This window comes from Dietzia maris (assembly GCF_036287335.1).
GTDB lineage: Bacteria > Actinomycetota > Actinomycetes > Mycobacteriales > Mycobacteriaceae > Dietzia > Dietzia cinnamea.
This window is the reverse complement of sequence record NZ_CP143053.1, coordinates 412,410-423,446: the sequence shown is the minus strand read 5'-3', so window position 1 is coordinate 423,446 and position 11,037 is coordinate 412,410. Positions and strand designations below refer to the sequence as shown.

Here is an 11,037-nt window from a genome sequence, read left to right as displayed (position 1 = left end):
GCGCCGCCGACGCCGGCCCCTACTCCCCCAGGCCGAGCGGGGTCGCGTCGAACTCGCCGGACAGCGCCGAGATCGACCGCGCCAGCCGCAGGTCTCGCCGGGTGACGCCGTCGACGTCGTGACTGCGCAGGTCCAGGGTGACCTCGTCGTAGCTCCACAGCAGGTCGGGGTGGTGGTTCTGCGAGTTGGCGGCCTGGCCGATGGCGGCGACCAGGTCGATCGCGGCCTGCGGCGACTCGCACACGGCGGTGTAGGTCAGCGATCCCTCGGACAGGGCCCAGCCGGGCAGGTCGGCCAGGCCCTCGGCGATCTGCTCCTCGGTGAGGCGGGTCTGGTCGTCGGCGTCGGGGCGGGCGTTGTCGGCGTCTGCGCTCATGCCTCCAGTCTGGCACCTCGCCGCGCGCCGGGCGCTCCAGGCGCGCGACCCCGCGCGGCCCACGCACGCCGACGTGCGCCCCCGCGCCCCGCGCCTCGCGTCGACCGATCCCCCTACCCTGGTGTGGTGGAAACCCCCCCGAGCCTCCTCCCGCCCGGCGCCGGCCGCTACGCACCGAGTCCGTCCGGCGACCTGCACCTGGGCAATCTGCGCACGGCGGTGGCGGCGTGGGTGTTGGCGCGGGATTCGGGGCGGTCGTTCCGGATGCGGGTCGACGACCTCGACACCGCGCGCTCCCGGCCCGGGGTGGCGGAGCGGCAGCTGGCGGACCTGGCGGCTGTCGGCCTCGACTGGGACGGCGAGGTCATGTGGCAGTCCGCGCGCTCGCACGCCTACGCCGCGGCCGCCGACCAGCTGGCCGACCAGAGCCTGGTCTACGAGTGCTACTGCTCGCGCAGGGAGATCGCCGAGGCCCCGCGCGCGCCGCACTCCCCGCCCGGCGCCTATCCGGGGACGTGCCGGGACCTGCCGGAGGCCGAGCGTGAGCGTCGCCGCGCGGCGCTCGGTCCGGGCCGGGTGCCGGCGCTGCGACTGCGCGCGACGGTCGACGAGTTGACGATCACCGACCTCGTCCACGGCTCGTACACGGGGATCGTCGACGATGTCGTGCTGCGCCGCGGCGACGGCGTGTGGGCGTACAACCTGGCGGTGGTCGTCGACGACGCCGAGCAGGGCGTGGACCAGGTCGTCCGCGGCGAGGACCTGCTCTCCTCGACGCCCCGCCAGGCGCATCTCGCGGATCTGCTCGGCCTCCCGCATCCGCAGTACGTCCACGTGCCGCTCGCGGTGAACGCCGCCGGTGAGCGGCTGGCGAAGCGGGACGGCGCGGTGACCCTGGCCGACCTGGCGCAGGAAGGGACGACGACGAGGACAGCGATCGCCCGGATCGTGGCCTCGCTCGGTGGGCCGGAGGGCGCGGACTCGATCGATGCCCTGCGTGGGGTGGTCACGGCAGAGTCCCTGCGATCCGGTCCCTGGGTGGTGGCCTGACCCCGCGGGCCGGATTCGTCGCGGACGCGCGCCTGCCCGGATAATCGTCGCTCGTGACCACTTCATCGCAGACCCCCGAGCCCCGGGACCCGCAAGGGACCGGGCTATCCGAAGGGACTGGGCGGCCGGACGGGATCACTCCCGAGCCGGCGCGCAGCACCCAGACCCCCGACCGCACCGAGCCCCCCGGCCCCGCCCGCGCGGCGTTCGCCACCGTCGGCAGCCCCTACTTCGGCTATCTCATCGCCCTGTTCGTCGGCGTGATGCTCATCAGCAACGTCACCGGCACCAAGGGTGTCCTGCTCTTCCCCGACCTGTCGTTCGAGGTCGGTTTCCTGTCGGTCGAGGGGCTCGTCACCGACGGCGCCTTCCTGCTCTTCCCGCTGGCCTACGTGCTGGGCGACGTGATCAGTGAGGTGTACGGCTTCCGCGCGATGCGCCGGGTGGTGCTCGCGGGGTTCGCGGTCCTCGCCCTGGCCGCGTTGAGTTTCACCGCGACGGTGCATCTGCCGGCCGCGCCGTTCTACGAGAACCAGGACGCGTTCGAGGCCGTCGCCGGCGTCATCCCGCAGTTCTTCCTCGCGGGCCTGGCCGGGTACGTGGTGGGTGAGCTGCTCAACTCGTATGTGCTGGTGTGGATGAAGCGTCGCACCGGCGAGCGCAGCCTGTGGGCTCGGCTGCTCGGGTCGACCGTGGTCGGCCAGCTCGCCGACACGATGGTCTTCTGCACGATCGCCGCCCCGGCACTGGGGATGGCGCTCTGGTCGGGTGACTACTGGAACTACGTCGTCATCGGGTTCGTCTGGAAGACCCTCGTCGAGGCGGTGCTCCTGCCCGTCACGTACCTGGTCATCGCGTGGATCAAGAAGCGCGAGCCCAGCTATCAGGCCGCCCTCGCCGGGCCGGCCCTGTCACAATCGGCGGCATGACCCCGCCCCGCGACAACCTGCCCGCCGTGACGGTCCTCGGTGCGACGGTCGACGATCAGACCCGCTGCGTCCACTACGCCAGCCCGCTGGACATCGTCGCGATCCGCTTCCACTGTTGCGGCGACTTCTACCCGTGTTTCCGCTGCCACGCCGACGCCGTCGACCACCCTGTCACGGCGTGGCCGGCGGATCGGTTCGGCACCCGCGCGATCCTGTGCGGGGTGTGCCGGTCGACGCTGTCCATCAGCGACTACCTGGAGGCCGACTCCTGCCCGTCGTGCGCGTCGCCGTTCAACCCGGGCTGCTCCCTGCACCACTCGATCTACTTCGAGTGAGAAATCCCGTCGGCCTCGTCCATCGCCGTGATGACCGTGCGCAGCACGCCGAGCACCAGACGCGTGAGATCCTCCCGCCGGGCGACGTCGGCGCCGCGGCCGAGGGCGAGCGCGCGTTCGGCCGTCTCCGGGTCGGGAAGAGTCCTGACCGCATCGGCCAGGACCCCCGCCACGTCGCCGTGGATTCCGAGCATCACCGCGTCGGACACGATCGTCTCGACGATGTCCCTGTAGATCGCACCCTCCCGGGCGTCGAGCAGCGGAACCACGCGGGCGACGTCGTCGTAGAGCTGGTCGAGGTGGCCGTCGTCGTCCGGGTGTTGCTGATCCAGAGACGCGCTTTCGGCGACGTTGCAGAGGAAGTCGAACAGCATCTGGTCGGCCGTGAAGGGACCGGGCCAGAGCCGAAGGTGCTCGTCGAACGGTAGGGAGGCGGCGCGTGAGATCAGCGTCGCAGCCCGCTGCTCGTCCCCGTCGACCATTCTGGTCAACGCCTTGTCCAGCAGGTTGAACGCCGCGTCCATCGCCGCTTCGCTGACCTCCGCCAGCGCCCCGGTCTTGACGTCCGGATGGAGACCGTACGGGGTTCGTCGTGCCAGGTCCTCGTCGAGCGTCAGCCTACCCTCGTCCGTCATGCGCCCAGTCTCCCATCTGCGGCGGCTCGGCGTCCGGGTCATCGCCCCGCGTAGTACCGCCCCAGGAACTCGGTCTTGTACGCCACGTACTCGTCGGGTCCGGCCGCCATGGCCGCGCGCACCTCGTCGACGAGCCGCACCACAAAGGCGAGGTTGTGCAGGGTCAGCAGGGTCGAGCCGAGGAACTCCTTGGCCTTGAACAGGTGGTGCAGGTAGGCGCGGCTGTACTCGCGCGAGACCTCGGACGGCCCCTCCGGATCCAGCGGCGTGTGGTCGTGCCGGAACTGCGCGCGGGTGATGTTGACCCGCCCGTCGAGCGTGTAGATCCCGCCGTGGCGCGCGAGCCGGGTGGGCGCGACGCAGTCGAACGTGTCGGCGCCGTTTTCCACGGCGGTGAAGATGTCGTCGGGCTCGCTGATCCCCAGCAGGTGCCGCGGCCGGTCCTCGGGCAGTTCCTCGGTACACCAGCCCACGATCGTGCCGAGGTTCTCCTTCTCCAGCGCGCCGCCGATGCCATAGCCGCCGAACCCGCGCCGCCCCTGGTCCTCGGCACGCTCGCTCATCTCCACGAGCCCGCGCACGGCCTGCCGGCGCAGGTCCTCGAACTGCGCGCCCTGGACCACTCCCCACAGAGACTGCCCCGGCCGATGCGTCCGCTCGGTGGACAGCCGCTCGTGCTCGTCCAGGCAGCGCTGCGCCCACCGGCGGGTCCGCTCCACCGAGTTCTCCTGGTAGCGGCGGGTGTTCATCAGGGTGGTGAGTTCGTCGAACGCGAAGATGATGTCGGCGCCGAGCGAGTGCTGGATCCGCATGGACACCTCGGGCGAGAAGCGGTGCCGCGAGCCGTCGAGGTGCGAGGTGAAGGTGACGCCGTCCTCGTCGACCTTCGCGAGCCGCCCCTGGCCTTTGTTGGTCGCCGAGTCGTCGGGGGCCGCCTTGGTGCCCGCGCTCATCTCGATGACCTTCTTGAACCCCACGCCCAGGCTCATCACCTGGAACCCGCCGGAGTCGGTGTAGGTGGGCCCGTCCCAGCGCATGAACTCAGCCAAACCGCCGGCGGCGTCGACGATCTCGTGCCCGGGCTGCAGGTACAGGTGGTAGGCGTTGGCCAGCACCGCCTGCGCGCCGGTCGAGCGGACCTGCTCGGGCGTGAGCGTCTTGACGGTGGCCTTGGTGCCGACGGGGATGAACGCCGGGGTGGCGATGTCGCCGTGGGGCGTGTGGATGACGCCGGTGCGCCCGCCGGCGGTGCCGTCGAGGACCATCCGCTCCCCCACGTCGAAGGTGGTGGGGCGGGTGTCGGGCGTGGCGCTGTCGGGCATCACTCCATCGTGGCATGTCGGTCCGGGATCGCGGACGTGACCCTAAGATGGAGCTGTGCGTCGGCCGGGGGGACGTGGGCGTCGGCGCCGGGGGGCGCGACGCGCGCGTCGAGGAGTACGACGACGAGGTGTGCCATGACCGCAACCGGGGGACGAAGACTCTCCAAGCAGGAACGCCGTTCCCAGCTGGTCGTGTTGGGGATCCGACTGCTGGAGACGGTGCCCTTCCACGCCCTCTCGCTGGACGACGTGGCCGAGCGGGCCGGCGTGTCCCGCAGCCTGCTGTTCCATTACTTCCCCACCAAGTTGGACTACCTCACGGCGGTCGTCCGGGCGGCGGCCGATCACGTCCTGTCGCTGACGGAGGTCCCGGAGGGCACGAGCGCGGAGGACTGCACCCGTGCGATCGTCACGGCGTTGGTCCGCTATATCCAGCGCCGGCGCGACAACTACGTGGCGGTCCTGCGCTCGGGCCGGGCGGTCGACCCCGCGTTGGAGCAGGTCGTCGACGGTATGCACCGCACGATCAGCCTGCGGATCCTCGACAGCATCGGGGTGGAGGGGGCGGGTCCGATGGCGCTGGTGCTCACGCGTGCCTGGCTCGCGGGGGTCGAGGAGCTCGCGCTGCTGGGCGAGGAGTCCGGGCTCCCGCAGGCGGCGGTCATCGATTCGGCGCTGTCGACGCTCAACGCGGTCGTGTCGCTCCCGCACTTCGTCGACGACGTCACCTGCACCGACCCCGCCTGACCCCGCCCGCGGCCCCGGCGCGCCCGCCCCGCGCCCGCGCCCTTCCGAAACCGCCTCCCTCGCAGCCGCCCCACGGCATGGCGTCTCGCGCGTACCGCGGGGCGGGCCAGACGCCATGGCGAGGGGCGGGAGCAGTCGACGCGGACAGGCACAGGAGCGAGACGCCAGATCGGGGAGCGAGGCGCCAGGCCCGGGGGCGGCGCGCGTTCGGCCGCATCGACGACGCCTATCGAACGGAGCGCCGCCTATCCGGCTACGCGCCACCTATGGGGTCCGGTAGGCGGCGCGTAGCCGAATAGGTGGCGCTCGCTCTGGAGGGTTGGGCGGGAATGGCGAGAGCCCCGGACCTCTCTCGAGATCCGGGGCTCTCCCCGTGGCGGTGGCGGTGGGATTTGAACCCACGGTTGGGGGTTACCCAACACAGCATTTCGAGTGCTGCACCTTCGGCCGCTCGGACACGCCACCGCCGATCAGGCTACTGCACGAGGGCCCGCAGAGAGAAATCGGCGTACCCCGCGCTGCCGGGCGACCGGGGCCCGCCCCGCCGGAGGCGGCGCGGGCGGGCGGTCACTTGTCGTTGCCGGTGAGCTTGCTGGCGGCCTCGTTGGCCTTGTCCTTGAGCTTCTCGGCGCCCTGCTTCAGGCCCGCCGCGCCCTGGTCGGCCTGGCCCTCGGCCTGCAGATCGCGGTCGCCCGTCGCGGCGCCCGCCGACTCCTTGGCGCGGCCGCCCAGCTCCTCGGCCTTGTTCGAGAACTTGTCTCCCACTCCCATGTGGTGCTCCTCTCGATCGCGGCGCCGGGGCCCGACGCCTCTCGGAACCCACCGTATCCACGCCCGGCCGGGGCCTCCACCGCGCGCGGGTCACGATCGGATCACCGGGCGGGGCGGGCCGGCGTCAGCGCCGGGCGGGGCGGGGCGGCATCAGCGTCGGGCGCGGAAGAAGTCCTCGAGAACAGCCGCGCACTCGTCCTCCAGCACGCCGCCGTACACCTCGGGCCGGTGCACCAGCCGTCGGTCGCGCACGACGTCCCACAGCGAGCCGCAGGCCCCCGTCCGCGGCTCCCACGCCCCGAACACGATCCGGCCCACCCGCGCCGCGACCGCCGCCCCCGCGCACATCGTGCAGGGCTCGAGCGTCACCACGAGGGTGCAGTCCTCCAACCGCCAGCCGTCACCGAGCACCCTCGCGGCCTCGCGCAGCGCGAGCACCTCGGCGTGCGCGAACGGGTCACCGTCGGTCTCCCGGCGATTGGTGGCGGCGGCCAGCTCGGTGCCGTCCGGACCGATGACGACCGCGCCGACGGGCACGTCCTCGGGCGGCGTCCCCGCGGCGACGGCCAGCGCGCGGCGCACGAGGGCCTCGTTCGCCCGGTGCGCCCTCACGAGTCGGGCAGGTGCCGCTCGAACTCGTCGCCGAAGCCCATCCGCTCGGCCACGGACTGCAACTGCTCGTCGGCGTACAGGTCCACCTCGGAGACGATGATCTCCAGCACGCCGGCCGGCAGACCCATGTCCTCGAGGATCGCCATGTCGCCCTCGCCCCAGGGATCGGTCTCCTCGAGCTCCTCGTCGGTCATGTCGGGCACGTCCACGTTGAGCTCGTCGAGCACGTCGGCGGCGAGGTCGTAGTCCAGCGACGCGGTGGCGTCGGAGAGCATGAGCCGCATGCCGGACGGCCCGGGGCGCAGGATCACGAAGAACTCGTGGTCCACGTCCACCAGCCCGAACGACGGCCCCTCCGCCCGCAGCGCCCGGACCTGCCGCGCGGCGTCGTCGAGACTCGTCAGCGCGGCGTCGTCCAGGCGCGTGACCTGCCACGACCCGCCGTCCTGCACCACCCCGAGCGCGATGCCGGTCACCGAGTCGTCGACGGAGTCGCGGGCGTGTCGGTCAGAGCTGCTGGCCATGGGCTCAACCGTAGTCTGCTGTGAGAACCTTGTCAGGTGACGGTGACGGCGGACGTGTGCGTGCTCGGGGCGGGTCTGATCGGCGGTTCGCTGATGCGAGCCCTCGGCCCCGAACGGACCTTCGGATGGAACCGTTCCGCCGCAGGCGCCGAGGCCGCCACCGCCGCCGGTTTCGCCGTCACCACCGATCTGCGGGCCACGCTCCGCCGGGCCCGGCAGGTCGATGCCCTCGTCGTCGTCGCCGTCCCCCTCCCCGCCCTCGACGCGGTCCTGGGCGCGGTGGCCGAGCACGCACCCGGCGCCGCCCTCACCGACGTCATCAGCGTCAAGGGGCCCGTCCTCGACGCGGTGCGGCGGCACGGTCTCGGGGCGCGGTTCGTGGGCGGACACCCCATGGCCGGCACCGCCCACTCCGGCTGGGACGCAGGCGACCCGGACCTGTTCCGCGGTGCCACGTGGCTCGTCGCGGCGGACTCGGGCGCCGACCCCGACACGTGGGCGCGGGTCGCGCGGCTCGCGCTGGACAGCGGCGCGCGGATCCTCTCGGCGACGTCGGCCGAGCACGACGCGGCGGTCGCCCGGATCTCCCACCTCGGCCACGTCCTCGCCGAGGCGCTCGCGCTGGCCGGCGGGCGGGGCGGGGACCTCGCGCTCGCGCTGGCGGCCGGGTCGTTCCGCGACGGCACCCGCGTGGCGGGGACGGCCCCCGACCTGGTGCGGGCCATCTGCGAGCCCAACAGGGACGCGCTGCTGGACGTGCTGGACGACTGCCTGGCCGACCTGCGGGAAGCGCGGGCGTCGTTGGCCGAGCGGGGAACGCTGGGACCGCTCGTCGACGACGGGCACCGCGCGCGGCGCGCCTACGAGGAGGCGCAGGCCGGGGCCGACGCGGCCGGGGGGCCGGTGGAGGTCACGCCGGGCGCCGCGGGGTGGCTCGAGGAGCTGCGCGCGGCGGGGGCGGCGGGCCGGGAGGTCAGGCCCGTCGACTGAGCCCCGGCACGTCGATGATCATGCCGTCGGTGTCGACGGTCGCGCTGGTGGAGGCGGTCGCCGTGATGCCGTGGACCTGCTCGTCGTCGCTGGACATCGTGACGGTGTCCTCGGTGACGTCGAGCGTCATGGAGTCCACCGACAGCACGCGCGCCTCCTCCGACCCCCGCTGGGCGTGGAGTCCGAGGCGGCGGATCATGACGCTGGCGAAGAACACGCTGTACGTGACGTCCACGTCGACCACGCCGGAGCCACCGACGCGGGAGCGGGTGCCGCTCGGATCGTCGAGGAGCCAGGAGCCCTCGTCGTCGCAGGCCAGGTCGATGGAGCGCTCGTACTCCTCGGTGGTGACCGTCAGCCCGACCCGCCGCAGGGCGCGATCGGAGCCGATCTCCGCGTCGTACTCGACCGTGAAAGCCGCGTGCTCGGGATGCGCGGCGGAGACGATCCGCCCACGGGCACGCGCGGACTCGCCCCGGGGGACGACCCTGACCTGCTCGATCACCCTGCCGGTCTCGGAGATCCACGTGTACATGCAGGGAGCCGAGGCGCGCGGCGCTTCGGGCTGCGAAGAGGGCGTCTGGGAAGCGTTCACACCGACCACGGTAGGAAAATCTTCAGTAAAACGCACATCCGGATCCCCCGCCACCTCAGCGCGGACGCAGGTCCACGCGCGCCCGGCGCCAGGGGTACAGCGTCACGTTGCGGGACCGCGGCCACTCCCGCCCGCTGCCGACCGGCTCCAGTCGGTACCTCTCGAGGAGCTGCCGGAGGATGACCTCGCCCTCCATCATCGCGAACGACGCGCCGATGCACCGGCGCGCCCCGCCACCGAACGGCAGCCACTCCGTGGGCGTGGGCACCTCGCCCAGGAACCTCCCGGGGTCGAAGTCGAGGGGCGACGGATAGGTCCCCGGGGAGCGGTGGGCCAGGACGATCGACGGCGACACGGTCACGCCCCGCGGGTAGGTGTGCCCGCCGATCGTGGCCGGCTCCTGCAGCTCCCGCATGACCATGGGCACGACCGGGTGCAGTCGCAGGACCTCCTTGAGCACGGCGTCGAGGTACTCCGACCCGTCCCCGGCGATCTCGGCGACGCAGCGCTCCTGGACCCGCGGATGGCGGGCCAGCTCGAGCATCGACCACGCCATGGCCGTGGCCGTGGTCTCGTGCCCGGCCGCGACGAGGGTCATGAGCTGGTCGCGCAGCTCCGCGTCCGAGAGCCCCTGCGTGTCGGTGGCCGAGGCGCGCACCAGCAGCGCCATGAGATCCCGCCGCTCCTCGAGCGCCGGGTCGCGCCGGGCGGTCTCGATCTCCTCGCCGAGGAACTCGTGGATGGTCTCGAGGTCGCGCACCTCGCGGCTCCACGGCCACAGCCTGCGCAGCGGACCGATCCCCAGCCCGATCATCACGACCGGCCCGGCGTCGACCGCGCGCGCGACGATCGGCCGCATCCGGTCCAGCCGCGCGGAGTCGGTCACGCCGAACACGACCCGCAGGATCACCTCGAGCGTGAGCTGGTTGAGCAGGACGTGCGCGCGGACCCGGCCCGACCGCGGCCACCGGGACAGCTGCTCGGCGGTCACCTCCTCGACGAGCTCGCGGTAGCCGGCGATCTCGCGCCGCCCGAACGCCGGCGCCAGCAGTCGCCGCGCGCGGGCGTGCTCGTCCCCGTCCTGCAGCAGGAGCGAGTGGTCGCCCAGGAGGGGACGGAGCAGGTCGTTGCCCTTACCGGCGTGGAAGACCGACGGCGAGCCGGCGAACACGTCCTTGACCTGCGCGGGCTCGGAGACCGCGACGACCTTCCGCCCCCGGGGCATGAGATCGAGCGTGAACGGCACCCCGTACCGGCGGGCCGCCGCGGGGAACACGGCCGCAGGGACGGCGAGCGCGAGAACCGCCTGCAGGAGGCGGGGTGCCCTCGGGCCCGGCGGGAGCCTGTGTGCGACGTCACTGGTCATGCGTCCACCGTACGAGCCGCCCGGGCCGGCCGCAGCGGGTTCGCTCCACGATCCGCGTGTCCGTGCACCCCTGTGACACCCGCGGGTCGCCTGACGTTCACCGTGATCGTCACCTCGTCGTCGTCGATCGGGTTTAACCTGGGCCGCATGGCCCTGCTCCCGGTGGACACGGACTCGACGCCCGACGACATCGCCGCCCTCCTCGCCGTGGACGCCGCGGTCCGCGCGACGGTCGGATTCGAGCACGATCCGCCCACCGCCACAGCCCTGCACTGGGCCGGCGCGGAGGGCATGTGGATGGCCCTCCTGCGACCCGGTGACGGACGCGCCCTCCTCGCCGGCTGGCACCACGAGTTCTCCCTCACCGAGGGCAGCGGGCGCGCCGGCGAGGCCGGCACCGACCTCGTGGGCGACGCACCCGGCTGGTGGCGCCGCGGAGTCGAGCACGCGCGGTCCCGCGGGGCGTACCTGGGGTTCCTCTACGGCTGGGACGGGTCGCGCTGGTGGCGGCTGGACCAGCCCGTCGACGACGGCTTCGACCCCGAACTGTTCCCCGTGACGCGGTCGGCGCTGCGCGACATCATCGACGACCTCGCCGACTCCACGCTCCTCGACGACCCCGACCCGGACGCCGTCGAGGCGCTGCTGGACGCCGGCGCCGGGCTCACCGCCGCGCACCTCGCCGCGGTGCTCCACACCCCCGACGGCTGGCCCGAGGTCGACCTCGAGGCCGGGGCCCGCGCCGCCGACGAGTACCGGTCCACGGTCCCCGCCTGACCCCGCGC

The 11,037-nt window shown here is 72.9% G+C and carries 15 protein-coding genes and 1 tRNA gene; 6 read left to right on the top strand and 10 right to left on the bottom strand.

Annotation, left to right across the window (positions count from 1 at the left end; all coding sequences use genetic code 11):
• Positions 1–19 precede the first annotated feature (19 nt).
• Entirely contained in the window at positions 20–376 is a 357-nt protein-coding gene (locus tag VYL96_RS01895; RefSeq protein ID WP_007627805.1) for a 4a-hydroxytetrahydrobiopterin dehydratase, read from the bottom strand.
• A gap of 126 nt (positions 377–502) precedes the next feature.
• Here VYL96_RS01895 and gluQRS point away from each other — a divergent pair, with 126 nt between their 5' ends.
• The 3 genes from gluQRS (at position 503) to VYL96_RS01880 (ending at position 2,690) form a co-directional block, all read left to right on the top strand.
• A complete protein-coding gene (gluQRS, locus tag VYL96_RS01890; RefSeq protein ID WP_131886214.1) occupies positions 503–1,426 on the top strand; it encodes a tRNA glutamyl-Q(34) synthetase GluQRS in 924 nt (307 codons plus the stop codon).
• A gap of 134 nt (positions 1,427–1,560) precedes the next feature.
• Entirely contained in the window at positions 1,561–2,355 is a 795-nt protein-coding gene (locus VYL96_RS01885) for a queuosine precursor transporter (protein WP_165928519.1), read from the top strand.
• Positions 2,352–2,690, top strand: coding sequence for a CHY zinc finger protein (locus tag VYL96_RS01880; RefSeq protein ID WP_131886212.1), 339 nt, complete (start codon positions 2,352–2,354; stop codon positions 2,688–2,690). Before VYL96_RS01885 ends, VYL96_RS01880 begins: the two co-directional genes overlap by 4 nt.
• On the opposite strand, the gene VYL96_RS01875 is transcribed toward VYL96_RS01880, so the two are convergent.
• From VYL96_RS01875 to VYL96_RS01865, 3 genes are read right to left on the bottom strand one after another with little or no spacing between them, the layout of a single operon-like run.
• Positions 2,678–3,325 carry a hypothetical protein gene (locus VYL96_RS01875; protein WP_131886211.1) on the bottom strand — a complete coding sequence of 216 codons (648 nt, stop codon included), beginning with the start codon at positions 3,323–3,325 and terminating at the stop codon, positions 2,678–2,680. The two genes, VYL96_RS01880 and VYL96_RS01875, sit on opposite strands and share 13 nt — an antisense overlap.
• Before the next feature lie 38 nt (positions 3,326–3,363).
• On the bottom strand, positions 3,364–4,647 hold the full coding sequence (tgt, locus tag VYL96_RS01870) for a tRNA guanosine(34) transglycosylase Tgt (protein WP_207913586.1): 1,284 nt from the start codon (positions 4,645–4,647) through the stop codon (positions 3,364–3,366).
• Positions 4,647–4,784 carry a hypothetical protein gene (locus VYL96_RS01865; RefSeq protein WP_165928517.1) on the bottom strand — a complete coding sequence of 46 codons (138 nt, stop codon included), beginning with the start codon at positions 4,782–4,784 and terminating at the stop codon, positions 4,647–4,649. Before VYL96_RS01865 ends, tgt begins: the two co-directional genes overlap by 1 nt.
• Here VYL96_RS01865 and VYL96_RS01860 point away from each other — a divergent pair.
• Entirely contained in the window at positions 4,783–5,394 is a 612-nt protein-coding gene (locus VYL96_RS01860; RefSeq protein ID WP_131886210.1) for a TetR/AcrR family transcriptional regulator, read from the top strand. The two genes, VYL96_RS01865 and VYL96_RS01860, sit on opposite strands and share 2 nt — an antisense overlap.
• Positions 5,395–5,768: 374 nt before the next feature.
• Here VYL96_RS01860 and VYL96_RS01855 read toward each other — a convergent pair.
• The 4 genes from VYL96_RS01855 to VYL96_RS01840 all read right to left on the bottom strand — a co-directional run bounded on the left by VYL96_RS01855 (position 5,769) and on the right by VYL96_RS01840 (position 7,301).
• Positions 5,769–5,859 (bottom strand) — tRNA-Ser (locus VYL96_RS01855).
• 102 nt (positions 5,860–5,961) lie between these two features.
• Positions 5,962–6,165: a CsbD family protein gene (locus tag VYL96_RS01850; RefSeq protein ID WP_007627815.1), complete on the bottom strand. Its 204-nt coding sequence runs from the start codon at positions 6,163–6,165 to the stop codon at positions 5,962–5,964.
• Positions 6,166–6,315: 150 nt separating this feature from the next.
• Positions 6,316–6,747, bottom strand: coding sequence for a nucleoside deaminase (locus VYL96_RS01845; protein ID WP_197471215.1), 432 nt, complete (start codon positions 6,745–6,747; stop codon positions 6,316–6,318).
• Positions 6,748–6,773: 26 nt separating this feature from the next.
• Positions 6,774–7,301 (bottom strand): tRNA adenosine deaminase-associated protein, encoded by a 528-nt coding sequence (locus tag VYL96_RS01840; protein WP_131886208.1) that lies wholly within the window; start codon positions 7,299–7,301, stop codon positions 6,774–6,776.
• Between the two features lie 93 nt (positions 7,302–7,394).
• Between VYL96_RS01840 and VYL96_RS01835 the strand changes: the two genes are divergently transcribed.
• Positions 7,395–8,291: a prephenate dehydrogenase gene (locus VYL96_RS01835; protein WP_243699762.1), complete on the top strand. Its 897-nt coding sequence runs from the start codon at positions 7,395–7,397 to the stop codon at positions 8,289–8,291.
• Here the strand turns inward: VYL96_RS01835 and VYL96_RS01830 are convergent.
• Positions 8,275–8,826, bottom strand: coding sequence for a putative glycolipid-binding domain-containing protein (locus tag VYL96_RS01830; RefSeq protein ID WP_131886219.1), 552 nt, complete (start codon positions 8,824–8,826; stop codon positions 8,275–8,277). The two genes, VYL96_RS01835 and VYL96_RS01830, sit on opposite strands and share 17 nt — an antisense overlap.
• 115 nt (positions 8,827–8,941) lie before the next feature.
• Entirely contained in the window at positions 8,942–10,252 is a 1,311-nt protein-coding gene (locus VYL96_RS01825) for a cytochrome P450 (protein ID WP_207913585.1), read from the bottom strand.
• 147 nt (positions 10,253–10,399) lie between these two features.
• Between VYL96_RS01825 and VYL96_RS01820 the strand changes: the two genes are divergently transcribed.
• Positions 10,400–11,029 (top strand): hypothetical protein, encoded by a 630-nt coding sequence (locus VYL96_RS01820; RefSeq protein ID WP_131886205.1) that lies wholly within the window; start codon positions 10,400–10,402, stop codon positions 11,027–11,029.
• Positions 11,030–11,037: the final 8 nt, after the last annotated feature.